General features: G+C 61.6%; 23 protein-coding genes. 8 read left to right on the top strand and 15 right to left on the bottom strand.

What is annotated here, in order from left to right; translation table 11 throughout:
• Nucleotides 1-9: 9 nt before the first annotated feature.
• Entirely contained in the window at nt 10-945 is a 936-nt protein-coding gene (locus ACVHNU_RS12650; RefSeq protein WP_473019884.1) for a Ppx/GppA phosphatase family protein, read from the bottom strand.
• 297 nt (nt 946-1242) lie between these two features.
• Between ACVHNU_RS12650 and ACVHNU_RS12645 the strand changes: the two genes are divergently transcribed.
• Both ACVHNU_RS12645 and map read left to right on the top strand, forming a co-directional pair.
• Complete coding sequence (locus ACVHNU_RS12645) at nt 1243-1470, top strand: ParD-like family protein (RefSeq protein WP_003225727.1); 228 nt, start codon at nt 1243-1245, stop codon at nt 1468-1470.
• Nucleotides 1467-2258, top strand: a complete 792-nt coding sequence (gene map / locus ACVHNU_RS12640) for a type I methionyl aminopeptidase (RefSeq protein ID WP_473019883.1) — start codon at nt 1467-1469, stop codon at nt 2256-2258. Before ACVHNU_RS12645 ends, map begins: the two co-directional genes overlap by 4 nt.
• 132 nt (nt 2259-2390) lie before the next feature.
• Here map and ACVHNU_RS12635 read toward each other — a convergent pair whose 3' ends face one another.
• From ACVHNU_RS12635 to ribBA, 5 genes are all read right to left on the bottom strand, one after another.
• Entirely contained in the window at nt 2391-3545 is a 1155-nt protein-coding gene (locus ACVHNU_RS12635; RefSeq protein ID WP_103520848.1) for an ABC transporter ATP-binding protein, read from the bottom strand.
• Between the two features lie 17 nt (nt 3546-3562).
• Entirely contained in the window at nt 3563-4372 is an 810-nt protein-coding gene (locus tag ACVHNU_RS12630) for an ABC transporter permease (RefSeq protein WP_025111627.1), read from the bottom strand.
• A 6-nt stretch (nt 4373-4378) separates the two neighbouring features.
• The gene (locus ACVHNU_RS12625; RefSeq protein ID WP_003225721.1) at nt 4379-5323 is read right to left on the bottom strand and encodes an ABC transporter permease; all 945 of its coding nucleotides are present in this window, start codon (nt 5321-5323) and stop codon (nt 4379-4381) included.
• On the bottom strand, nt 5320-6345 hold the full coding sequence (locus tag ACVHNU_RS12620) for an ABC transporter substrate-binding protein (protein WP_003225720.1): 1026 nt from the start codon (nt 6343-6345) through the stop codon (nt 5320-5322). Before ACVHNU_RS12620 ends, ACVHNU_RS12625 begins: the two co-directional genes overlap by 4 nt.
• A gap of 321 nt (nt 6346-6666) precedes the next feature.
• On the bottom strand, nt 6667-7776 hold the full coding sequence (gene ribBA, locus ACVHNU_RS12615; protein ID WP_041062555.1) for a bifunctional 3,4-dihydroxy-2-butanone-4-phosphate synthase/GTP cyclohydrolase II: 1110 nt from the start codon (nt 7774-7776) through the stop codon (nt 6667-6669).
• A 68-nt stretch (nt 7777-7844) separates the two neighbouring features.
• On the opposite strand from ribBA, the gene ACVHNU_RS12610 reads away from it, so the two are divergent.
• Nucleotides 7845-8141, top strand: a complete 297-nt coding sequence (locus tag ACVHNU_RS12610) for a DUF1330 domain-containing protein (RefSeq protein WP_473019882.1) — start codon at nt 7845-7847, stop codon at nt 8139-8141.
• Between the two features lie 124 nt (nt 8142-8265).
• Here ACVHNU_RS12610 and ACVHNU_RS12605 read toward each other — a convergent pair whose 3' ends face one another.
• The 7 genes from ACVHNU_RS12605 to ACVHNU_RS12575 all read right to left on the bottom strand — a co-directional run bounded on the left by ACVHNU_RS12605 (nt 8266) and on the right by ACVHNU_RS12575 (nt 13598).
• Entirely contained in the window at nt 8266-8829 is a 564-nt protein-coding gene (locus ACVHNU_RS12605; protein ID WP_003225717.1) for an NUDIX hydrolase, read from the bottom strand.
• Between the two features lies 1 nt (nt 8830).
• Nucleotides 8831-9583 (bottom strand): GntR family transcriptional regulator, encoded by a 753-nt coding sequence (locus ACVHNU_RS12600; protein WP_045122494.1) that lies wholly within the window; start codon nt 9581-9583, stop codon nt 8831-8833.
• Nucleotides 9584-9641: 58 nt separating this feature from the next.
• A complete protein-coding gene (locus ACVHNU_RS12595; RefSeq protein WP_007968634.1) occupies nt 9642-10031 on the bottom strand; it encodes a carboxymuconolactone decarboxylase family protein in 390 nt (129 codons plus the stop codon).
• A 135-nt stretch (nt 10032-10166) separates the two neighbouring features.
• The gene (locus ACVHNU_RS12590; protein WP_003225715.1) at nt 10167-10652 is read right to left on the bottom strand and encodes a flavin reductase family protein; all 486 of its coding nucleotides are present in this window, start codon (nt 10650-10652) and stop codon (nt 10167-10169) included.
• Between the two features lie 12 nt (nt 10653-10664).
• Nucleotides 10665-12146, bottom strand: a complete 1482-nt coding sequence (locus tag ACVHNU_RS12585; protein WP_473019881.1) for an aldehyde dehydrogenase — start codon at nt 12144-12146, stop codon at nt 10665-10667.
• The gene (locus ACVHNU_RS12580; protein ID WP_103484453.1) at nt 12143-12976 is read right to left on the bottom strand and encodes an alpha/beta fold hydrolase; all 834 of its coding nucleotides are present in this window, start codon (nt 12974-12976) and stop codon (nt 12143-12145) included. Before ACVHNU_RS12580 ends, ACVHNU_RS12585 begins: the two co-directional genes overlap by 4 nt.
• 31 nt (nt 12977-13007) lie before the next feature.
• Complete coding sequence (locus tag ACVHNU_RS12575; RefSeq protein WP_098964278.1) at nt 13008-13598, bottom strand: amino acid synthesis family protein; 591 nt, start codon at nt 13596-13598, stop codon at nt 13008-13010.
• Between the two features lie 461 nt (nt 13599-14059).
• Here ACVHNU_RS12575 and ACVHNU_RS12570 point away from each other — a divergent pair, with 461 nt between their 5' ends.
• Complete coding sequence (locus tag ACVHNU_RS12570; RefSeq protein ID WP_103521803.1) at nt 14060-15103, top strand: WD40/YVTN/BNR-like repeat-containing protein; 1044 nt, start codon at nt 14060-14062, stop codon at nt 15101-15103.
• Nucleotides 15100-17484, top strand: coding sequence for an efflux RND transporter permease subunit (locus tag ACVHNU_RS12565; protein WP_103484454.1), 2385 nt, complete (start codon nt 15100-15102; stop codon nt 17482-17484). Before ACVHNU_RS12570 ends, ACVHNU_RS12565 begins: the two co-directional genes overlap by 4 nt.
• 181 nt (nt 17485-17665) lie before the next feature.
• Here the strand turns inward: ACVHNU_RS12565 and ACVHNU_RS12560 are convergent, their stop codons facing one another.
• A complete protein-coding gene (locus ACVHNU_RS12560; protein WP_473019880.1) occupies nt 17666-18385 on the bottom strand; it encodes a FadR/GntR family transcriptional regulator in 720 nt (239 codons plus the stop codon).
• A 223-nt stretch (nt 18386-18608) separates the two neighbouring features.
• The gene (locus tag ACVHNU_RS12555; RefSeq protein WP_473019879.1) at nt 18609-20345 is read right to left on the bottom strand and encodes an IlvD/Edd family dehydratase; all 1737 of its coding nucleotides are present in this window, start codon (nt 20343-20345) and stop codon (nt 18609-18611) included.
• A gap of 194 nt (nt 20346-20539) precedes the next feature.
• On the opposite strand from ACVHNU_RS12555, the gene ACVHNU_RS12550 reads away from it, so the two are divergent.
• The 3 genes from ACVHNU_RS12550 to ACVHNU_RS12540 all read left to right on the top strand — a co-directional run bounded on the left by ACVHNU_RS12550 (nt 20540) and on the right by ACVHNU_RS12540 (nt 24589).
• Nucleotides 20540-21862: an MFS transporter gene (locus ACVHNU_RS12550; RefSeq protein WP_103522090.1), complete on the top strand. Its 1323-nt coding sequence runs from the start codon at nt 20540-20542 to the stop codon at nt 21860-21862.
• Between the two features lie 144 nt (nt 21863-22006).
• Entirely contained in the window at nt 22007-22999 is a 993-nt protein-coding gene (gene araD1, locus ACVHNU_RS12545; protein ID WP_473019878.1) for an AraD1 family protein, read from the top strand.
• 9 nt (nt 23000-23008) lie between these two features.
• Nucleotides 23009-24589: an aldehyde dehydrogenase (NADP(+)) gene (locus tag ACVHNU_RS12540; protein WP_473019877.1), complete on the top strand. Its 1581-nt coding sequence runs from the start codon at nt 23009-23011 to the stop codon at nt 24587-24589.
• The last annotated feature ends 99 nt before the right edge of the window (nt 24590-24688 follow it).

Raw genomic sequence — 24688 nt, 5'->3', positions numbered from 1 at the left:
TGCAGGGTGTCAGTGACGGCTCATCAAGCCGTGCAACACACCCAGGCGCAGCCCCGGTTCCGACGGCACCATCTGCGAAATGCCAAACACCTTGAACGCCGCCAGCATCAGCACCAGCCCACCGGGCAAAATGCTCTGGCGATGCGACTGCAAACCTGCCAGCTTCAATTGCTGAACGTTCTTCACTTTCAGCAGCAACAGCGACAAACGCAACAACCCGCCATAGGTAATGCCGTCCTGACCGAAATCGTTCAAGCGATTGGCCTTGAGCACTTTGGCCAGCATCCGCGCCGTGCCCGACGAGCCAATGGTCTGTTGCCAGCCCTGAGCGCGATAACGGCGGGCGACTTTCTCGAATTGCAGGATCGCCACGCGCTCGGCTTCCTGCAGCGCACCGGGCGCAATCCGTCCGTCAGGGAAGTAGCGTGCACCCAGAGTGCCGCTGCCGATGGCGATGCTTTCGGTGAGCAGTGGCTGCGAACCCTGGCCGAGAATCAGCTCGGTGGAACCACCGCCGATGTCGACCACCAGGCGCATGTCTTCAGCGCCCGGCAGGGTATGGGCGACGCCGGCATAGACCAGTCGCGCCTCTTCATGGCCGGAGATGACGTCGATGCGAAAACCCAGATGACGTTCGGCACTGTGCAGAAACAATTGCGCATTGTCGGCCTCGCGCACCGCGCTGGTCGCCACTGCCCGCACCTTGCCGGCCTCGAACCCGCGCAGTTTCTTGCCGAACCGCGCCAGCGCCTGCCAGCCACGATCCAGCGCCATTTCGTCCAGCGCACCGCCATCGAAGCCCTCGGCCAACCGCACCGGTTCACGCAGGGTTTTGACCTCCTGAATCATGAAACCCTTACGACTGCGCACCGACTGACCGATCATCATCCGAAACGCATTCGAACCCAGGTCGATGGCGGCAAACAGCGAGGCGTCTTCTTTCATGGGAATCCCTGCAAAGCATCCGTCGAAGGCTCAAGACGGTTTGCGAGGATTCTGCGGTGCGCTTGATGACATCCTGATGACGGGGCAGGGGCGGTTCAGTGAATTATCGGCTGTCATGACACTGTCATTATCCGGCGACTATCCTGAGCCCAATACATCGCGTGTTCTTAAAGTTTTTGCTGCCTCTTTGGGCAGCTTTTTTTTGCCCGCGATTTGGCAATCCCTACGCAAGGTTTGCAATCGTGGGCGTCGTCTGGCTAATATACGATCCATATATACTTCGTATCGGATTCGGATATGGGCATCGTAAAGATTTCAGAAGACATGCACGAAAACCTGCGCATCTCCAGCAACGCGCTCAGCCGCTCGATCAACGCGCAGGCCGAGCACTGGATGCGCATCGGCATGCTCGCCGAGTTGCACCCCAACCTCGACCACAGCGCCATTTGCCGCTTGCTGATCCGCGCCGAACAGAACGGCGGGCTGGATCTGCATCAACTGACTCAGGAAGCCGTCAGCGCATGAGAAACCAGATCAAGATCAATACCCCCGCCGAAATCGCCCAGTCCCGTGCTGCCGGCAAGCTGGCCGCCGACGTGCTGGCGATGCTGGTGCCGCACGTCAAGGCCGGGGTGACTACCGATGAGCTGGATCGGTTGTGCAACGACTACATCGTCAACGTGCAGAAAGCGATTCCGGCCAACGTCGGTTATCACGGTTTCCCGAAAACCGTCTGCGCTTCGGTCAACGACGTGGTGTGCCACGGCATCCCGTCGGGCACGCCGCTGAAGGATGGCGACATCGTCAACCTCGACATCGCGGTGATCAAGGATGGCTGGTTCGGCGACACCAGCCGCATGTACGTGGTCGGCGAGGCGACGCCTGAAGCACAACACCTGATCAAAACCACCTACGACGCGATGTGTGCGGGCATTCGCATGGTGCGTCCGGGCGCGACACTGGGCGACATCGGTCATGCGATCCAGAGCCTGGCGGAGAGCGAAGGTTTCAGCGTGGTGCGAGAGTATTGCGGGCATGGCATTGGCAAGGTGTATCACGATGAACCGCAGATCCTGCATTACGGCTTTCCCAATCAGGGCATGAAGCTCAAGGCGGGGATGATCTTCACCATTGAGCCGATGCTCAATGCCGGCAAGCGCCATGTGAAGAACATGCCGGACGGCTGGACGGTGCTGACCAAAGACGGCTCGCTGTCGGCGCAGTGGGAGCATATGGTCGCGGTGACGGAGACCGGCTTCGAAATCCTGACGGCGTGGCCGGATCAGATTGAAGGGTTTGCACCTATTAGCTAAGCGCCACAAAAAAACTGTGGGAGCGGGCTTGCTCGCGAAAGCGGTGTGTCATTCAACATAAACAGTGACTGACACACCGCCTTCGCGAGCAAGCCCGCTCCCACAAGGGGATTTGCGGTGTTACCGAGATCCTCAGTGGGCCCCGGCGGCTTTGTTGAGGTCGCTGTCGGTCCATTCGGTGTAGACGCAGGCGTCCGCCGTAGCCCAGCGCACTCGCACCGGATCGCCAGCCTTGAGCGGCATGCCCGCCGCCGACAGCGCTTTAACCGTCATCGAAGTACCGCCCGACGTCACCACGCTGCAGGTCTGGCTTTCGCCAAGAAATAGCACCTCCATGACCTTGGCCGACACTTCATTCCAACCGGCGGCCAACGGCTCGTCGCTCGCCTGCTGCACGCTCAGCGCCACAGCTTTTTCCGGGCGCACCATCAGCAGCACATCCTGCTCGGTGTGCAAGCCGGCAGTCAGGCGAATCGACAACGACTGCCCCTCAAAGCTCGCCGCCGCATTGCCTTGGGCCTTGAGCTTGAGGAAGTTCGAGTTGCCGAGGAACGACGCAACAAACGCATTCGGCGGGTTCTGATACAGGTCATAACCGCTGCCCAAACCAACAATCTTGCCGTGACTGAAAATCGCGATGCGCTGCGAGAGACGCATCGCTTCTTCCTGATCGTGGGTGACGTAGACGATGGTGATGCCCAGGCGCCGATGCAGCTGGCGCAGTTCATCCTGCAAGTCTTCACGCAGTTTTTTATCCAGCGCGCCGAGCGGTTCGTCCATCAGCAGAATCCGTGGCTCATAGACCAGCGCCCGGGCGATGGCGACGCGTTGCTGTTGTCCGCCAGACAACTGCGAAGGGCGGCGATGGGCGAACTGTTCGAGCTGCACCAGTTTCAGCATGGCATCGACACGCTTGTCACGTTCGGCGGCAGCGAGTTTGCGAATCGCCAACGGGAAAGCGATGTTGTCGCGCACCGACAGATGCGGGAACAGCGAATAACGCTGGAACACCATGCCGATGTCGCGTTTGTGCGGCGGCACGTTGACCAGCGACTGACCGTTGACCAGGATCTCGCCGCTGCTCGGGGTTTCGAAGCCGGCGAGCATCGACAGCGTGGTGCTTTTGCCCGAGCCGCTGGAGCCGAGGAAGGTCAGGAACTCGCCGTCCTTGATGTCCAGCGAGATGTTGTCGACGGCGGCAAAGTCGCCGTAGTGCTTGTTCAGATTGCGCAGGCTGACCAGGGGTTTGTCGTTCTGCTGGGATGCGTCTTTGATCACGGCACTCATGTCGTACTCCTGGGCGCTCAAGCGCTGATTTCGTTGCGCCGGCGCAGCGCGGCGGCGATCACCATGACCAACACCGACAGGCCGATCAGCAGCGTCGAAGCGACGGCGATCACCGGGGTCAGGTCCTGGCGCAAAGTGGTCCACATTTTCACGGGAAGGGTTTGCAGGGTCGGGCTGGCCATCATCACGCTGAGCACCACTTCGTCCCACGACACCAGGAAGGCGAAGAGGGCGCCGGCGACCATGCCCGGGCGGATCGCCGGAAAGGTCACCTTGAACACCGCTTGCAAGCGTGAGGCGCCGCAGATCACCGCCGCGTCTTCAATCGACTGATCGAACAGCTTCAGCGAGTTGATGATCGAGATGATGGTGAACGGCAGCGCGACGATCACATGGCTGACCACGAACGCAAACATGGTCCCGGTGTAACCGAGCTTGAGAAACAGCGCGTACACCGCCACCGCGATGATTACCAGCGGCACGATCATCGGCAGGGTGAACAGGCCGTAGAGCATTTCCCGACCGGGAAAACGCCCGCGTACCAGAGCAAACGCGGTTGGCAGACCGAGGGCCACGGCGCAGATCGTGGTCAGCACGGCAACCTTGAGGCTGGCCGCAGCGGCGTTCATCCAGTCGGCGTTGGAGAAGAACTGGCCGTACCATTTCAGCGTCCAGCCCGGCGGCGGGAACACCAGCCACTGCGACGAGCCGAACGACAGCAGAACGATGAACACGATCGGCAACAGCAGGAACAAACCGATCAGCCCGGTGGTTGCATACAAGCCGAAGCGCATCCGCCGGCTCATGGCATTGGGAGTCAGGAGCATCTCGGCTTACCTCGCGTTGCTGGCGCCAACCGGGGATTCCGGCTGAAGCTTCAGGTAGAAGTAGAACAGCACCAGGGTGATCGCGATCAGCAACGCGGCGCCGGCACTGGCCAGGCCCCAGTTGAGGAACGATTGCACCTGCTGAATGATGAACTCCGGCAGCATCATGTTCTGCGCCCCGCCGAGCAGCGCCGGGGTGACGTAGTACCCGAGCGACATCACGAACACCATCAACCCGCCGGACGCCAGACCTGGCCGGCACAGCGGCAGGAACACCCGGAAAAAGTTGGTCCACGGACTGGCGCCGCAGATCGAGCCGGCCTGCAGGATCATCGGGTCGATGGCCTGCATGGTCGCCTGCAACGGCAGGACGATGAACGGGATCATGATGTAGCTCATGCCGATCACCACGCCGGTCAGGTTGTGCACCATTTCCAGCGGCTGATCGATGATCCCCAGCGCCATCAGCGCCTTGTTGATCACGCCCGAGGCTTGTAACAGCACCAGCCACGAATAGGTGCGGGCGAGCAGGCTGGTCCACATCGACAGCAACACGATATTGAGAATCCAGCGGCCCCAGCCGCGCGGCACCAGAGTGATCGCCCAGGCCAGCGGAAAGCCCAGCAACAGGCTGAAAATCGTTACCAGTCCGGCCACCGAAAAGGTGTTGAGCAGCACCCGTGCATACGCCGAGTTGGCGAACAGTTGTTCATAGTTGCCAAGGCCCGGGGTCGGTTCGAGCACGCCGCGCAACAGCAGGCCAATCAACGGCGCGAGAAAGAACAGGCCGAGGAACAGCAGTGCCGGCACGAGGTTGCCGGCGCCGCGCCAGCGTTGTCTGAGGGATGGGGCTTGCGCCATTGCACTCGCCTTGCCTGTGGCCGGACCGGCAGCGCTCGTGGCGCTCCCGGTGGCAGTGGAGGGACGGGACGCGGTGGCCGCCATTTTCATTTGACCAGCCATTCGTTCCACCGTGTCGCGATGGCTTGACCGTTCTTGGCCCAGTACGCGAAATCAAGAGTGATCTGATCCTTAGCGTAGGCAGTCGGCAGGTTCGGGGCCAGCACCGAGTCCAGGCGCGCCACGCTGTCGACGTTGACCGGGGCGTAGGCGGTCAGGTTGGAGAAGTCGGCCTGGCCTTTGGCACTGCTGGCGTTGGCCAGAAACTTCATCGCCGCGTCCTTGTTTTTCGAGCCTTTTGGAATCACCAGAATGTCGGCCATGACCAGGTTCTGTTTCCAGCTCACGCCGACGGGTGCGCCGTCTTCCTGCAGGGCGTGAATGCGGCCGTTCCAGAACTGGCCCATGCTCGCTTCACCGGAGGCCAGCAGTTGCTGCGACTGCGCGCCGCCGCCCCACCAGACGATGTCTTTCTTGATGGTGTCGAGTTTCTTGAAGGCGCGATCAAGGTCCAGCGGGTAGAGCTTGTCGGCCGGCACGCCGTCGGCCAGCAGCGCCAGTTCGAGCACGCCGGGGCTTGGCCATTTGTACAGGGCGCGTTTGCCGGGGTAGGTCTTGGTGTCGAACAGCGCGGTCCAGTCTTGCGGCTTGGCCGCGCCGAGCTTGCCTTCGTTGTAGCCGAGGACGAAGGAGAAGAAGAACGAGCCGACGCCGTAGTCGCTGACGAAACGCGGGTCGATCTTGTCGCGCTGAATGACTTTGAAGTCGAGAGGTTCGAGCAGGCCTTCGGCCGCGGCGCGCAGGGCGAAATCGGCTTCGACATCGACCACGTCCCACTGCACGTTGCCGCTTTCGACCATGGCTTTGAGTTTGCCGTAGTCGGTCGGGCCGTCCTGCACCACGGTGATGCCACTGGCCTTGCTGAACGGATCGGCCCAGGCCTGTTTCTGCGCATCCTGGGTGCTACCGCCCCAGCTGACGAAGTTCACGCTTTCGGCGGCCATTGCAGCCTGGCCGGTCACGCTCAGCAGTCCCGCAAAAAGGATTGCGGTTGCAGCTTTGTTCAACACCATTTTCACGCCCTCATTGTTGTGTTTTTGAGCGGGCTTGCGTTGTTGCCCGCCTGTCGGGAGCAGTAGCCGGACGGTTTTTCAGGTCGTTCGGTCTATGGAATATCATATTATGGTATTCCAAACTTTGTGCAAGCACTTTGCCTTACCGGTTATCTGGCGGAGCCCTTTTTTGTCGTTCGAGGAAATGGGGCTGAAACGCAAAACCCCTTGTGGGAGCGGGCTTGCTCGCGAATGCGTTGGGTCATTCAACATTGATGTCGACTGATACGGCGCCTTCGGGAGCAAGCCCCCTCCCACAGGGGAACGTGGTGTTCTGTGGAGTTATTCGCTGAAGGGGATACTCTCCACCACCTCCAGGTCATACCCGGTCAGCCCCGCATACTTCAGCGGCGGCCCCAGATGCCGCAGCTTGCCCACCCCCAGATTCTGCAGAATCTGCGCCCCGGTACCGACCTCGGAGTAAATCCGCGATTGCGAACGACTGAACTGTCGCGGCGGCTGGGTCAATTGCGGTACGCGCTCAAGCAATGCCTGGGACGATTCATGGTTGGCCAGCACCACCACGACGCCATGACCTTCAGCCGCGACCCGTTGCAGCGCCGCCCACAGCGTCCAGTTGCTCGGCCCGCTGTATTCGGCGCCGACCAGATCACGCAGCGGATCGATCACATGCACGCGCACCAGCGTCGGCTCTTCGCGACGCAGATCGCCCATGACCATTGCCATGTGCACGCCGCCCTCGATGCGGTCTTCAAAGGTGATCAGGCGGAACGTGCCATGCACCGTCGGCAGCTCGCGTTCGCCGATGCGCTCAATGGTGTGCTCGGTGCTCAGACGGTAGTGGATCAAGTCAGCGATGGTGCCGATCCTGATCCCGTGCTTACGGGCGAATACTTCCAGATCCGGACGCCGGGCCATGGTGCCGTCATCGTTCATCACCTCGACGATCACCGAGGCCGGGGTGAAACCGGCGAGGCGGGCCAAGTCGCATCCGGCCTCGGTGTGGCCGGCGCGGGTCAGCACGCCACCTTCCTTGGCGCGCAGCGGGAAGATGTGCCCGGGCTGCACCAGGTCTTCAGCACGGGCGTCTTTCGCCACCGCGGCAGCGACAGTTCGCGCGCGGTCAGCCGCAGAGATGCCGGTGGTGACGCCGACTGCCGCTTCAATCGACACGGTAAACGCGGTGCTGAACACGCTGCCGTTGCTCGGCACCATTTGCTCAAGGCCCAGGCGCTGGCAGTGCTCGTCGGTCAGCGTCAGGCAAATCAGCCCGCGCGCCTCACGCGCCATGAAGCTGATCGCCTCGGGCGTGCAGCAGTCAGCGGCCAGCAGCAGGTCGCCTTCGTTTTCCCGATCTTCGTCATCGACCAGCAGGACCATTTTGCCGAGGCGATAATCTTCGAGGATTTCTTCGATGCTGTTGAAGGCCATGCTGGACTCTCAGGGTTTGTTGGAAATATATTGGTATACCATAATACAAAATCAACAAAGAGGTCACTATGAAGGCGTACTGGATTGCCCACGTGGATGTCGACGATGCCGAGCACTACAGCCAATACACCCAGCGCGCACCGAAGGCGTTTGCCGAATTCGGCGCGAATTTTCTGGCCAGGGGCGGGCGCAGCCAGGCGCTGGAGGGCAGGGCTACGCCTCAGCGTAGCGTGGTGATCGAGTTCGAGAGCTACGAGCAGGCGCTGGCGTGCTACCACTCGGCGGCGTATCAGGAGGCGAAAAGTTATCGCGAGGAATGGGCGAGGGCGGAGATCGTCATTGTCGAGGGCATTGCTCCACTTTAAGCAACACCCCAAATCCCCTGTGGGAGCGGGCTTGCTCGCGAAGGCGTCGTGTCAGTCGATAGAAATGTCGAATGATTGACCGCCTTCGCGAGCAAGCCCGCTCCCACAGGGGGATAGGTGGTGATCAGCGGATGAAGTGGATTTTCCCGCTGTCATCATTGCCCATATAGATCCCATACACCCCGGCCTGACGCTCCTCGATATAGCGCTCGAGGATCTGCCGGATCGCCGGGTAATAGATCTTGTCCCACGGAATGTCCTCGGGGGCGAAGAATTTGTAGTCCAGGGTTTCCGGGCCGAACTGGCCGGTGATCTCCAGCGCGAGGGCGCGGAAGATGATGTACACCTCGCTGATCTTCGGCACGCTGAAAATCGAGTAGGGCGAGACGATTTCCGCGCGCACGCCGCTTTCTTCCCAGACTTCACGCAGCGCCGCCTGCTCGGTGGTCTCGCCGCTTTCCATGAAGCCGGCCGGCAGCGTCCAGGTGCCCGGACGCGGGGGGATCGCCCGTTGGCACAAGAGGTATTTGCCGTCCTGCTCGATGATGCAGCCGGCGATGATCTTCGGATTGACGTAGTGGATATAGCCGCAGCCGCGGCACATCAGGCGCTCGTGCGTATCGCCCGGCGGTACCTGCTGACCGAGGTCAGGGCCACCGCATTTCGGGCAAAAGCTCGGGCTGAACATGTCAGTGACCTATGCGCGGTTCTTTCAGCGCGATCGGCAGGGTGATGTTAGGCGTCGCGCCGGTCTCTTCCTGTTTGCGTTTGAGGTAATCGAGGGCCACGGCGGCCGCGGCGCGCACGTGATCGACGCAGGCCTGATGCGCCGCCAGCGCATCACCGCTCTTGATCGCCTCGACCATTTTTTCCATTTCCTGATTACTCGCGCCGCGACGGTTTTCCTGGGACACCGAAGTCGCCCGCAGGTAGCTGATGCGTGCCTGCAACTGGCGCAGTTGAGTGGCCGCGACATGGTTGCCCGAGCCTTCGAGCAGCACGTCGTAAAAGCCCTGCACCGAGTCGATCACCTGTTGCAGTTCGCCGTCCTTGAGTGCCTTGCGGTTCTCGTCGAGGGCTTTTTCCAGGGCCTTGATGTCCTTGGCCTTGGCGCGCAGGGTGAACAGCTGGACGATCAGGCCTTCGAGCACGCAGCGCAGCTCGTAGATGTCGACCGCATCGGCGAGAGTGATGATCGCCACCCGTGGGCCTTTGGCATCGGCGAACTCGACCAGACCTTCGGACTCCAGGTGACGCAAGGCTTCGCGCACCGATGTGCGACTGACACCGAGGCGATCGCACAGATCGCGCTCCACCAGACGATCGCCGGGCATGAGCTGAAAATTCATGATCGCGCTACGCAGTTTATCCAGCACGATTTCGCGCAGGGTAACGGGGTTGCGATTGACCTTGAAGCTGTCGTCGAGTGGCTGGCGTTTCATGGGGTCCGCTCTTTACTGTGGCTGTCCATGCCAGACGGGCATCAAAACAGCCGAGGGGTTAACTGGAGGCCTCGGCGTCGGCTTCGGCGAAGGCTTCACGGGCGAGCCGGAAACTGTCCACGGCTGCCGGGACGCCGCAATAAATACCGACCTGAAGCAGAATTTCGCGTATTTGCTCACGACTCAGGCCGTTACGCAAGGCGCCGCGCACATGCAGCTTGAGTTCGTGCGGGCGGTTGAGCGCCGAGATCATCGCCAGGTTGATCATGCTGCGCTCCTTGAGCGACAAACCCTCACGCCCCCAGACATGGCCCCAGCAGTATTCGGTGACCATTTCCTGCAATGGACGGGTGAAGTCGTCGGCGTTCTCTATTGAACGCTGCACGTAGGCTTCGCCCAGCACCTGGGTGCGGATCTTCAGGCCTTTTTCGTACTTTTCGTTGCTCATCATTCCTCCTGTCACCCTGGTTCTCCTTGTGGGAGCGGGCTTGCTCGCGAAAGCGTCGTGTCAGTCGACATCAATGTTGAATGATCCACCGCATTCGCGAGCAAGCCCGCTCCCACACGGGGACCTGTGTATCCATCAGGCCAATGTTGGCAACGGCCCGAGCTTGCCCTTGTGATAAATCATCGGCGTCACCGGCTGCTCGGGCAGGATCAGGTTCTTCACCGCGCCGACAATGATCGCGTGATCACCACCGTCGTATTCTCGCCACAACTCGCACTCGATGATCGCCGTGGCCTTGGCGAGGATCGGGTTACCGAGTTCGCTCAAATGCCACTCGATGTGCTTGGCCTTGTCCTTGCCTTTACCGGCGAAGGCGTAGGCCTCGGCGGTCTGGTCGGCGGACAGCAAATGGATCGCGAATTTCTTGCTGTCGCGCAGCACCGGGTAGGTGTCGGAGGCGTAGTTGGGGCAGAACAGCACCAGCGCCGGATCAATCGACAGCGCGCTGAAGGCGCTGGCGGTGATGCCGACGATGGCGCCCTCCGGGTCGAGGGTGGTGACCACCGTGACCCCGGACGGAAACGAGCTCATGACGTCTTTGTAAATGCCGGGTTCGATCATGTCGCAGGACTCCTAGCGCATCACAAACGGATCAGGCATCGGGGCCTGAGAGAGATTGATCCACACCGTTTTCAGTTCGGTGTAGGCCAGCACCGAATCGATGCCGCTTTCGCGTCCATAGCCACTGTTCTTGAAGCCGCCGATCGGCGCCATCGCCGACACTGCACGGTAGGTATTGACCCAGATGATCCCCGAACGCACGTCGCGCGCCAGGCGATGGGCACGGCCCAGATCGCGGGTCCAGATGCCGGCGGCGAGGCCGAACTGCGAGTCGTTGGCAATCGCCAGCGCCTCGGCCTCGTCTTTAAAGCGAATCACTGAAGCCACCGGGCCGAAGACTTCTTCCTGCATGATCTTCATCGAGTTGCGGTCGCACTCGAACAGCGTCGGCTCGTAGAACCAGCCGTCACCCAGATCCGCCGGACGCTTGCCGCCGGTGCGCAAACGCGCGCCTTCAGCGATGGCATCGGCCACCAGCCCTTCGACCACCGCCAGTTGCTGCGCGGTGGCCATCGGGCCCATTTCGCTGTGGTCTTCCTGCGGGTTGCCGATGCGGATGCGCTGGGCGCGTTCGACCAGGCGGTTGACGAACTCGTCGTAGATTTCGTCCTGCACCAACAAACGTGAGCCGGACACGCAGCTCTGGCCCGAGGCCGCATAGATCCCGGCAATCGCGCCGTTGATCGCGCTGTCCAGATCGGCGTCGGCGAAGATGATGTTCGGCGACTTGCCGCCCAGTTCCAGCGACAGCTTGGCGAAGTTTTCGGCGCTGCTGCGCACCACGTGCCGGGCCGTGGCCGCGCCGCCGGTGAAGGCGATCTTGCGGATCAGCGGATGACGGGTGAGGGCGGCGCCGGTGCTCGGACCGTAACCGGTGACGACGTTGACCACGCCCGGCGGAATTCCGGCTTCGAGGGCCAGACGCGCCAGCTCAAGGATGGTCGCCGAAGCGTGTTCGGACGGCTTGATCACAATGGTGTTGCCGGCGGCGAGGGCCGGGGCCAGTTTGATCGCGGTCAGGTACAGCGGGCTGTTCCACGGAATGATCGCGGCGACCACACCCATCGCTTCGTGCACGGTGTAGGCAAACAGGTCGGGCTTGTCCAGCGGCAGGGTGCCGCCTTCGAGCTTGTCGGCCAAGCCTGCGGTGTAATGGAAGAACTCCGGCAGATAGCCGACCTGACCACGGGTTTCGCGGATCAGTTTGCCGTTGTCGCGGCTTTCCAGCTGCGCCAGTTGTTCCTTGTTGTCCGCGATCAGGTCACCGAGACGCCGCAGCAGTTTGCCGCGGGCGGTGGCGGTGAGGCCGCGCCAGGCCGGGCTGTCGAAAGCCGTCTGCGCCGCTTGCACGGCGCGTTCGACATCGGCTTCACCGGCGTCAGGCAGTTCGGCCCAGGCTTGCGCGCTGGCCGGGTTGAGGCTTTCGAAGGTCTTGCCGGAGAGGGCGTCGACCCATTCTCCGCCGATGCACATCTGGAAGCGTGCGAGTGTCATGCAACGATCCCCTTTATATGGTTTTGTCGGGAGTGTGCGTATTCGAGAAATTCCAGCAGCGTCTGGTTGACCAGGCGCGGCGACTCTACCGGCATCATATGCCGTTGCTCGGGCAGCACCGCAACCTTCGCGCCGGGGATGCGTCGGGCCAGTTGCTCGGCCATTTCCGGGGTGGACCCGGGGTCGAGTTCGCCGGTGGCGATCAGCGTCGGCGCCTGAATACTGCCCAGGTCGTCGGCGCGGTACATGTCCTGGGTCGCGAACAATTCGTAGGTGGTCAGGTAACCCTGCGGATCGTTGCCGGCCAGGGTCTGGCGAATGGCCGCGATCTGCGCCGGGTTGGCCGCCTGATATTCACGGCTGAACCAGCGTGACAGCGCCGCTTCGGCGTTGGCATCCGGCCCGTGTTCAGCCGCCTGCGCGGTCCGGGCGATAACCCCGGCACGCTGTTCTTCGCTGCGGTTGAACACACTGTTGAGCACCACCAGGCTTTGCAGGCGCTCCGGGTAGTGCAGGGCAAACGCCCGCGCCACCAGCCCGCCCATGGAGAAACCGATCACCGCTGCCTGAGGCAGATTCAGGTGATCGAGCAGCTCCAGCAACTGATCGGCATAACCGAGCAGGCCGGTGCCGCTGGCCGGGCGCGGGCTGGCGCCGTGGCCGAGCATGTCGTAGGCGATCACCCGGTATTGGGCAGACAGGCCAACGATCTGGCCGCCCCACATTTCTTTGTTCAGGCCCACGCCGTGGATCAAGACCACGGGCTGGCCTTGGCCGGTCGCCAGGTAACTGGTGCCAGCCGGGGTGAGTTCAGCGGTGAGCCGAATCATGGAGCGCTCCTGCAATGCCTTTTTATTGTGATTACTGGGCTTTTTCGGCGGCCAGTTCTTCCAGATCGATGTAGCGGTTGCCGATGCGCGGGTGCAGACGGCCACCGTCGGCGCAACCGAGCACCACCACGATTTCGTCGGCACGCGGCGCGTCTTCGATCTGCATTTCCAGAGTGATGTAGTGCGAACGCTGGCCTTCGTCGTCCTTGTGCATCATCGGGATCTGAATCGAAGTGCCCGGGCCGCCGCGCTTGTTGGTGAAGCTCAGGTAGCTCTTGGCCTTGACCGCTTCGCGGTAGTGATTGCCGAAGCGCAGGGTGTGGATCACGGCCGAGGCGTGTTCGATTTCGCCGTCGGCGCCGACCACTGCAGCCTTGCCGTAAGCCTCGATCTTCTCCGCACCGCCGATGATGCCCACCAGGCGCTCGACCATCAGCGCGCCGAGGTCGGAGCAGTTGGCGCGGATCTGCGGTTTCAGATCCTCGACGAAGCCGTTGCCGACCCAAGGGTTCTTCATCACCACGGCCAGGCCGACCATGGTCACTGGCTTGTCCGTGGCCTTGCCGCCTTCGATGAAGGTTTCTTCGACATAGCTGACGATCTTGCGAATTTCGAAACTCATGAGCTGCTCCGTAGGGGGATTGAGAGTGTCTGTGCGTCTGATGGTATACCATAATACCGATCGTGCAAGTCCCCCACGCAAGATTTGCCGCATCCATCCGGCGAATGGCGGTGTATTCATCCGCCAGCCCCAATCTCACAAACACCATTGCACCCTGTGGGAGGGGGCTTGCTCCCGAAAGCGGTGGATCAGTCGACATCTTTGGTGTCTGACACATCGCCTTCGGGAGCAAGCCCCCTCCCACAGTGGAAATCACCGCTGACAGGAGGCCCATCCGGTTAACAAAAGATAACGTGGCGCCGATTGTCAGACGTTTCCAAAGCCCGATAGGATGAGCCAGCTTCCCAAGGCGCTCTGGACTGCGGGTTTCACGGCTATGCTTGTGACCTGTCAGTCACCACGAGCACCCTTGCGGCGCCCTAAGGCCGAATGGCCTAACAATAATAAATAGGGGAAGGTCTATGAGTCGTTGCCGCCCGCCGGCGTTTCGCAACACCGCGTTGCTGGCCACAGCACTCACCCTGCTGGGCTGTGCTGCCTTGTCGGCACCCGTGCTGGCCGCTGAAGCGCCAGCCGACGGGGTGTATTCCACCGAATCGGCCAAAGCCGCAAAAAGCCTGATGCTCGATGTCGTCCACGCCGGCACCCGGTTGGTGGCGGTGGGGGATCGCGGGCACATTCTCTATTCCGACGACCAGGGCAAGACCTGGACCCAGGCCAAGGTGCCGACCCGGCAACTGCTGACGGCGGTGTATTTCGTCGACGACAAGCACGGCTGGGCGGTCGGCCACGACGCGCAGATCCTCGCCAGCGAAGACGGCGGCCTGACCTGGAGCAAACAGTTCGAAGACCTCAAGCGCGAAGCACCGCTGCTCGACGTCTGGTTCCAGGACGTTAATCACGGTGTTGCGGTCGGTGCTTACGGTGCATTGCTGGAAACCACCGACGGCGGCAAGAACTGGCAAGACGTCAGCGACCGTCTCGACAACCAGGACCAGTTCCACCTCAACGCCATCGCCGCCGTCAAGGACGCCGGGCTGTTCATCGTCGGCGAGCAGGGCAGCATGTTCCGTTCCCCGGACTGGGGCCAGACCTGGGAAAAGCTCCAGGGCCCGTATCAAGGCTCGCTGTTCGGTGTGATCGGCACCGCACAACCCCAGACTCTTCTGGCGTATGGCCTGCGCGGCAACCTCTATCGCTCCACCGACTTCGGCAGCACCTGGCAGCAGGTTGAACTCAAGGCCGCGCGCGGTGCGCTGGAGTTCGGTCTGTCCGGCGCGACCCTGCTTGCCGACGGCTCGATCGTGATCGTCGGCAACGGCGGCTCGGTCATCAGCAGCAGCGATAACGGCGAAACCTTCAGCGTGTTCAACCGCCCGGACCGCATCTCGCTGTCCTCGGTGACGGCGGCCGGCGACGGTAATCTGATTCTTACAGGGCAGGGCGGCGTGCACACCACGCAGCCAAACGGCGCCGAGATCAATAATAAGAAGGCGGGGCTATGACTTCCTTGAGCAATCATCATCAGGACAAGGCGACGTTCCTCGAACGTCTGATTTTCAACAACCGCCCGGCAGTGATCCTGATCTGCCTGGTGGTCAGCATCTTCCTGTTCTGGCAGGCCACGCTGATCCGGCCGTCCACCAGTTTCGAAAAAATGATTCCGCTCAAGCATCCGTTCATCGAGAAGATGATGGAGCACCGCAACGACCTGGCGAACCTGGGCAACACCGTGCGCATTTCGGTGGAAGCCACCGACGGCGACATCTTCTCCAAGGAGTACATGGAGACCCTGCGCCAGATCAACGACGAGGTGTTCTACATCTCCGGCGTCGACCGTTCCGGCCTCAAGTCGCTGTGGAGCCCGAGCGTACGCTGGACCGAAGTGACCGAAGAAGGCTTTGCCGGTGGTGAAGTGATCCCGCAGAGCTACGACGGCTCGCCGGAAAGCCTCGACATGTTGCGCAACAACGTCCTCAAGTCCGGGCAGGTCGGGCGCCTGGTGGCCAACGACTTCAAGTCGAGTATCGTCGACATCCCGCTGCTGGAGTCCTACCCGGACCCGCAGGACCAGGGCAAGTTGCTGGCGCTGGACTATCGCCAGTTCTCCCATGAACTGGAAGACAAGATCCGCAACAAGTTCGAAGCGCAGAACCCCAACGTCAAGATCCATATTGTCGGTTTCGCCAAGAAGGTCGGTGACCTGATCGACGGTCTGGTGATGGTGGTGATGTTCTTCGGCATCGCCTTCGTCATCACCCTGATCCTGCTGCTGTGGTTCACCAACTGCCTGCGCAGCACCGTCGCGGTGTTGAGCACCACACTGGTGGCGGTGGTCTGGCAGCTCGGGCTGATGCACTTCTTCGGTTTCGGACTCGATCCGTATTCGATGCTGGTGCCGTTCCTGATCTTCGCCATCGGCATTTCCCACGGTGTGCAGAAGATCAACGGTATCGCCCTGCAATCCAGCGAAGCCGATAACGCCCTGACGGCGGCGCGGCGCACTTTCCGGCAATTGTTCCTGCCGGGGATGATCGCGATTCTCGCCGACGCCGTTGGCTTCATCACGCTGCTGATCATCGACATCGGGGTGATCCGCGAACTGGCGATCGGCGCCTCCATCGGCGTGGCGGTGATCGTGTTCACCAACCTGATCCTGCTGCCGGTGGCGATTTCCTATGTCGGCATCAGCAAACGCGCGATTGCCAAGAGCAAGAAGGACGCGAATCGCGAACATCCGTTCTGGCGTTTCCTGTCGAACTTCGCCAGCCCGAAAGTCGCACCGATCTCCATCGCTCTGGCGCTGATCGCTTTCGGCGGCGGCCTCTGGTACAGCCAGAACCTGAAAATCGGCGACCTCGATCAAGGTGCGCCGGAGCTGCGCCCGGACTCGCGCTACAACAAGGACAACAATTTCATCATCAACAACTATTCCACCAGTTCCGATGTGCTGGTGGTGATGGTCAAGACCGCCACCGAAGGCTGCTCGCGCTACGAAGCCATGGCGCCGATCGATGAGCTGATGTGGAAGATGCAGAACACCGAGGGCGTGCAGTCGGCGATCTCGCTGGTGACCGTGTCCAAGCAGATGATCAAGGGCATGAACGAGGGCAACCTGAAATGGGAAACCCTGTCGCGCAACCCGGATGTGCTGAACAACTCGATCGCCCGCGCCGACGGCCTGTACAACAACAGCTGTTCGCTGGCGCCGGTGTTGATCTTCCTCAACGACCACAAGGCCGAAACCCTCGACCGTGCGGTACACGCGGTGCAGGAATTCGCCAAGGCCAACAACAAGGACGGTCTGGAATTCATCCTCGCCGCCGGTAACGCCGGGATCGAAGCGGCCACCAACGAAGTGATCAAACAGGCCGAACTGACCATCCTGATCCTGGTGTACATCTGCGTCGCGGTGATGTGCATGATCACCTTCCGTTCATGGGCGGCGACTCTGTGCATCGTCCTGCCGCTGGTACTGACCTCGGTGCTGGGCAACGCGCTGATGGCGTTCATGGGCATCGGCGTCAAGGTCGCGACCCTGCCGGTGGTGGCGCTGGGTGTGGGGATTGGCGTGGACTACGGGATCTACATCTACAGCCGACTGGAAAGTTTCCTGCGCGCCGGGCTGCCGTTGCAGGAAGCCTATTACCAGACCCTGAAATCCACCGGTAAAGCGGTGCTGTTCACCGGTCTGTGCCTGGCCATCGGCGTGTGTACCTGGATCTTCTCGGCGATCAAGTTCCAGGCCGACATGGGCCTGATGCTGACCTTCATGTTGCTGTGGAACATGTTCGGTGCGCTGTGGCTGCTGCCGGCCCTGGCGAAGTTCCTGATCAAGCCGGAGAAAATGGCGGGGCAGAAAGGAAATTCGTTGTTCTCCCACTGATCCGAATGCCGAAACAACAAAGCCGCAACCCGAGGGTTGCGGCTTTTTTTATCCAGTGAACATCACACAATCCCTTGTAGGAGTGAGCCTGCTCGCGATAGCGGTATATCAGGTAGAGAATCACCGAATGACACACCGCTATCGCGAGCAGGCTCACTCCTACAAGGGGAATTGTGCTGTTTCAGGAGCGTTCGGTGCCGAGCACAGCACTCAACGCACTACGCGCATCATCCAGCTGCACCAGCGTCGCGTGGCGGGCACCTAGCGCATCACGGTTTTCGATGGCGGTAAGAATCGCCTTGTGCCGGGGCAGCGCCAGCTCATGCAAATTCGGTCGCTGGTTGGAATGCTTCAACGCCTCGGCAATCGCCACCGACAACATGTTGCACAGGTTCGCCAACAGATCGTTATGGGTCGCATCGGCGATGCGGCTGTGGAAGTCCAGGTCCGGTTGCAGCAAGGCTTCCGGGGTCGGCGCGGCTTCCATGCGCTGATAGGCTTCGCCGATGGCGGCGATGTCGGCCTCGGTCGCGTGCTGGGCGGCGAGGGCGGCGGCGGCCGGTTCGATGATGCTGCGCACGCTGGTCAGCACATTGAAGAATTCATTCTGCGGGCTGCTTTGCATCAGCCAGTGCAGCACGTCCGGATCGAGCATGTGCCATTCACGTCGGGCCTTGACCACCGTGCCGACACGCGGTTTGGAGTACACCAGTCCCTTGGCCACCAGCACTCGCGTGGCTTCACGCAACACCGGGCGGCTGACCGCGTATTCCTCGCACAACAGCGCTTCGGCGGGCAGTTTGTCGTCGGGCAAAAAACGTCCGGAGACGATCTGCATGCCCAGTTCCTGGACAATGCGCGAGTGCATGCTTTTGCGGTCGGAAGGTTTGCGGTAATCCATGGGGAACGGCGCGATCCTGAGCGATGGAGATGCCGCGCATCATAGCAGGCACGACACTGTATTGAGGCAGACACAGTAGCCAAATGTGGGAGCGGGCTTGCTCGCGAAAGCGGAGTGTCAGCCAAAAATATGGCACTGACACTCCGTCTTCGCGAGCAAGCCCGCTCCCACAGTGGGAATGCATTCCAAGGTAGGGGGTGCCGCAGGCTGCGATCTGTTGCTGTTAATGGGAATGGCGGGGGACTTCAGCACCTCGGCAGCCGACCAGGAAATCAAAGTCACAACCCTGATCCGCCTGCAGCACATGGTCGATGTACAACTGACGATAGCCGCCGACCAGTAGCTGCTGCGGTGGCTGCAGATCCGCCATGCGCGCCGCCAGTTCGGCATCCGGAATGTCCAGATGCAAACGCCCGCTGGCGCAATCCAGCTCGATCCAGTCGCCTTCCTGCACCACCGCCAACGGCCCGCCGGCCGCCGCTTCCGGGGCGACGTGCAACACCACCGTGCCGTACGCGGTGCCGCTCATCCGTGCGTCGGAAATGCGCACCATATCGGTCACGCCCTGCGCCAGCAGTTTGGCCGGCAAGCCCATGTTGCCGACCTCGGCCATGCCCGGATAACCCTTTGGCCCGCAGTTCTTCATCACCAGAATCGAATCTTTATCGACATCCAGTTCCGGATCATTGATCCGCGCCTTGTACATATCGAAGTTTTCAAACACCACCGCGCGACCCCGATGCTGCATCAATTCAGGCGTGGCGGCGGATGGTTTGAGCACCGCACCCAGCGGCGCCAGATTACCGCGCAACACGCAGATACCACCGTCAGCGCGGATCGGATTGTCGAGGGTGCGGATCACTTGGTCTTCGCCGTAGATCGGCGCGTCCTGGGTATTCTCGCCCAGCGTCTTGCCATTCACGGTCAGGGCATTCGGATTGGGGATCAGATTGGCCTCGCCGAGACGGCGCAGCACCGCCGGCAAGCCCCCGGCGTAGTAAAACTCTTCCATCAGGAAACGCCCGGACGGTTGCAGGTCGACGATGGTCGGCATGCCGCGCCCGATGCGCGTCCAGTCGTCCAGATCCAGTTCAACGCCGATGCGCCCGGCGATGGCTTTCAAGTGGATCACCGCGTTGGTCGAACCGCCAATAGCCGCGTTGACCCGAATGGCGTTTTCAAAGGCTTCTTTGGTCAGAATCTTCGACAGTCGCAAGTCTTCGCGCACCATCTCCACCGCGCGCATGCCGGACATGTGCGCCAACACATAACGCCGCGCATCGACTGCCGGAATCGCCGCGTTGTGCGGCAACGACGTGCCCAGTGCTTCGGCCATGCAAGCCATGGTCGACGCGGTGCCCATGGTGTTGCAGGTGCCCGCCGAGCGTGACATGCCGCCCTCGGCCGCGAGGAAATCGTCGATGGTGATAGTGCCGGCCTTGACCTGTTCGCTGAGCTGCCAGACCACCGTGCCGGAGCCGATGTCCTTGCCCTTGTGCTTGCCGTTGAGCATCGGCCCGCCGGTGACGACGATCGCCGGCACATCGCAACTGGCCGCGCCCATCAGCAGCGCCGGAGTGGTTTTGTCGCAGCCGGTCAGCAGCACCACGCCGTCAATCGGGTTGCCGCGAATCGCTTCTTCGACGTCCATGCTCGCCAGGTTGCGAGTGAGCATGGCGGTCGGGCGCAGGTTCGACTCGCCATTGGAGAACACCGGGAATTCCACCGGAAAGCCGCCAGCCTCGATCACCCCGCGTTTGACGTGCTCCGCAATCTGGCGGAAATGCGCGTTGCACGGGGTCAGTTCCGACCAGGTGTTGCAGATGCCGATGATCGGCTTGCCATGAAACTGGTGGTCGGCGATGCCCTGATTCTTCATCCAGCTGCGGTACATGAAGCCGTTCTTGTCGGCCGTGCCAAACCATTGGGCCGAGCGCAGGGTGGGTTTCTTCTCAGACATGATCGGTTCTCTTATTGTAAGACTATTGTTTGCGAGCCATGGCTAAACATAAGCGCAAAATCGCCGCTTTGGAAGTGTTGTTGGGTAATTAGTATTACTATATAGTCGTTTTCGGTGGAGGGATTGACCCTGGCGGTTTTCCGCGAGAGGCGTCCCCCGAGGTTCTATAAAAACAACAATCGGAGACCGATCCCATGAGCCAGGAACTGCGGCTTGTCCGGCGCATCACGCTGAAACTGATTCCCTTCCTGATCCTGCTGTACCTGATCGCCTATGTGGATCGCTCGGCCGTCGGCTTCGCCAAGCTGCACATGGGCGCCGACATCGGCATCGGTGACGCAGCCTATGGCCTCGGTGCCGGGCTGTTTTTCATTGGCTACTTTCTTCTCGAAATCCCCAGCAACCTGATGCTCGAACGCTTCGGTGCGCGGCGCTGGTTTGCGCGGATCATGATCACCTGGGGCGCAATCACCATCGGCATGGCCTTCGTCCAAGGGCCGCACAGTTTCTACGTGATGCGCTTTCTGCTCGGCGCGGCGGAGGCGGGGTTCTTCCCAGGCGTTCTGTACTACATCACCCAATGGTTCCCGGTGCGCCATCGCGGCAAGATTCTCGGCCTGTTCATCCTCTCTCAACCGATCGCGATGATGATCACCGGCCCGGTGTCCGGCGGCTTGCTGGGCATGGACGGCATCCTCGGTCTGCACGGCTGGCAGTGGCTGTTCATCGTCATCGGCACCCCGGCGATCCTCCTGACCTGGCCGGTCTTGCGCTGGCTGCCCGACGGCCCGCAGAACGTGAAGTGGATGGATCAGGCCGAGAAAGACTGGCTGACCGGCGAACTGAAAAAAGATCTTCAGGAATACGGCCAGACCCGTCACGGCAACCCGCTGCATGCGCTCAAAGACAAACGCGTGTTGCTGCTGGCGCTGTTTTACCTGCCGGTGACCCTGAGCATTTATGGCCTCGGCCTGTGGCTGCCGACGCTGATCAAACAGTTCGGCGGCAGCGATCTGGTGACCGGTTTTGTCTCGGCGGTGCCGTACATCTTCGGCATCGTCGGTCTGCTGATCGTGCCGCGCAGTTCCGACCGCATGAATGATCGCTACGGCCACCTCGCGGTGCTCTATGTACTGGGCGCGCTGGGCCTGTTTTTCAGCGCGTGGCTGACCTTGCCGGTGGCGCAATTGGCGGCGCTGTGCCTGGTGGCGTTCGCGCTGTTTTCCTGCACGGCGGTGTTCTGGACCTTGCCGGGGCGGTTCTTTGCCGGCGCGAGTGCAGCGGCGGGGATCGCCCTGATCAACTCGGTGGGCAACCTCGGCGGCTATATCGGGCCGTTCGTGATCGGGGCGTTGAAGGAGTACACCGGGAATCTTGCTTCGGGGTTGTATTTCCTGTCGGGCGTGATGGTGTGCGGATTGATCCTCACAGCCATCGTCTACCGCGTGCTCGAGCGCAAACACGTGCTGCCGGCCGAGCAATTTGCCGCCAGCGCACGCGGTGCCACAAGAACCTGACTGGCCGACACCGACCTTGTGGGAGCGAGCTTGCTCGCGAAGAGGTCGGCACATTCAACATTTGTCGTGACTGTTACACCGCCTTCGCGAGCAAGCTCGCTCCCACAGGAATCAGCGGTGTTTTTGAGGGAATAGGAGAAGAATATGCATCTGGTTCAATTCGAATTGATTAACGGCGAGCGCCGCGTCGGCGTGGTCGACAACGGTCTGATCCGCGAAGTGCAGGACGCCCGCACTGTGCGCGATCTGGCCCTGGCCGCGATCGAGGCCGGCAATACCCTTGAACAGCAAGTTCAGACCCTCGGCCTGGGCATCAGTCATGACTATGCGCAGTTGCTCAAAGACCGGCGCATCCTGCCACCGCTGGACCATCCCGATCCTGCGCACCTGCTGGTCAGCGGCACCGGCCTGACGCATTTGGGCAGCGCTTCGGCCCGGGACAAGATGCATCAACAGGCCGGCGACGAAGCGCAAATGACCGACACCATGCGCATCTTCAAATGGGGAGTGGAGGGCGGCAAACCGGCGGCGGGGCAGGCGGGCGTGCAACCGGAATGGTTTTACAAGGGCGACGGCAGCATTGTCGTGCGTCCGGGCGAGGCCTTCCCGTTGCCGCCGTTTGCCGAGGATGCCGGCGAGGAACCGGAAATGGCCGGGCTCTACGTCATTGGTCACGACGGCAAACCCTGGCGCCTCGGTTTCGCGGTGGGCAACGAGTTCTCCGACCACGTCATGGAGCGCAAGAACTACCTGTACCTGGCCCACTCGAAACTGCGCAGTTGCAGCTACGGCCCGGAACTGCGCACCGGCGAACTGCCGCAGCATCTGGCCGGCACCAGCCGCATCCTGCGTGACGGTGAAGTGCTGTGGCAGAACGAATTCCTCAGCGGCGAAGCCAACATGTGCCACAGCCTCGCCAACCTCGAATACCACCATTTCAAATACCGCCAGTTCCTGCGTCCCGGCGACGTGCACATCCACTTTTTCGGCACCGCGACCCTGTCGTTCGCCGATGGCATCCGCACCCAACCGGGCGACCAGTTTGAAATCAGCCAGGCCGAATTCGGCGCACCGCTGGTCAACGGCATCGCGCCGGCAGCAGCGGCTTTCCAACCGGACAGCATCGGCACCCTTTAAGGAGCTCCCATGACTCAGATTCTCGGTCACAACTACATTGGCGGACAGCGCAGCGCCGCGGGCAACGTCAAACTGCACAGCGTCGACGCGACTACCGGCGAACACCTGCCGTACGATTTCATTCAGGCGACTGAAACCGAAGTCGATGCCGCCGCCAAAGCCGCCGCCGCAGCGTATCCGGCCTATCGCAGCCTCAGCGCTGAACGCCGCGCGCAATTTCTCGACGCGATTGCCGATGAGCTGGATGCGTTGGGTGATGATTTCGTGGCCGTGGTCTGTCGCGAAACCGCGTTGCCGGCGGGGCGGATTCAGGGCGAGCGCGGGCGTACCAGCGGCCAGATGCGCCTGTTCGCCAAAGTCCTGCGGCGCGGTGATTTCTACGGCGCGCGAATCGATCTGCCACTGCCGGATCGCCAGCCGTTACCGCGCCCGGATCTGCGCCAGTACCGCATCGGCCTCGGCCCGGTGGCGGTGTTTGGCGCGAGCAACTTTCCGCTGGCGTTTTCCACTGCCGGTGGCGATACCGCTGCCGCGCTGGCCGCTGGTTGCCCGGTGGTGTTCAAGGCGCACAGCGGACACATGGCAACTGCTGAACTTGTCGCCGATGCGCTGATTCGCGCCGCCGAAAAAACTGCGATGCCCATCGGTGTGTTCAACATGATTTACGGCGGCGGTGTGGGCGAGTGGCTGGTCAAGCATCCGGCGATTCAGGCCGTCGGTTTCACCGGTTCACTCAAGGGCGGTCGGGCACTGTGCGACATGGCGGCGGCGCGGCCGCAACCGATCCCGGTGTTCGCCGAGATGTCGAGCATCAACCCGGTGATCGTTCTGCCGCAAGCCTTGGCTGAGCGTTCGGAGTCCATCGCCCGCGACCTGACCGCCTCGGTGGTGCAGGGCTGTGGTCAGTTCTGCACCAATCCCGGTTTGGTCATTGGTATTCGCTCGCCGCAGTTCAGCGCATTTGTCCAGCAAGTGGCCGGGCTGATCGGCGATCAACCGGCGCAGACCATGCTCAACGTCGGCACGCTTGGCAGCTACGGCAAAGGCTTGCAGAAACTCTTGGCGCATTCCGGGATCGAGCATCTGGCGGGCCAGCCGCAGCAGGGCAATCAGGCGCAGCCGCAATTGTTCAAGGCCGATGTCAGCCTGTTGATCAACAGCGATGAAGTGTTGCAGGAGGAAGTGTTCGGCCCGACCACGGTGATCGTCGAAGTGGCGGACAAGGCCGAGCTCAGCGCGGCACTGCAGGGGCTGCACGGCCAACTGACGGCGACGATGATCGGCGAGCAGACCGACTTCGAGCGCTTCCCGGAGCTGACACCGTTGCTTGAGCAGAAGGTCGGGCGGATCCTGCTCAATGGTTATCCGACCGGGGTCGAGGTGTGTGACTCGATGGTGCATAGCGGGCCGTATCCGGCGACGTCCGACTCGCGCGGCACGTCGGTGGGGACGCTGGCGATCGAGCGCTTCCTGCGTCCGGTGTGCTTCCAGAATTACCCCGACAGTTTGCTGCCGGAACCGCTGAAGAATGGCAATCCGCTGCGCATTCAGCGTCTGGTGGATGGCAAGCCTTCGCGCGACGCCTTCTAACCCACACCGCAAATCCCCTGTAGGAGTGAGCCTGCTCGCGATAGCGGTTTCACATTCGACATCTTGGTTGGATGACACACCGCCATCGCGAGCAGGCTC

It is taken from the genome of Pseudomonas sp. Ors-4-3C (assembly GCF_055755035.1).
This window is presented reverse-complemented; position numbering and strand designations above follow the sequence as displayed.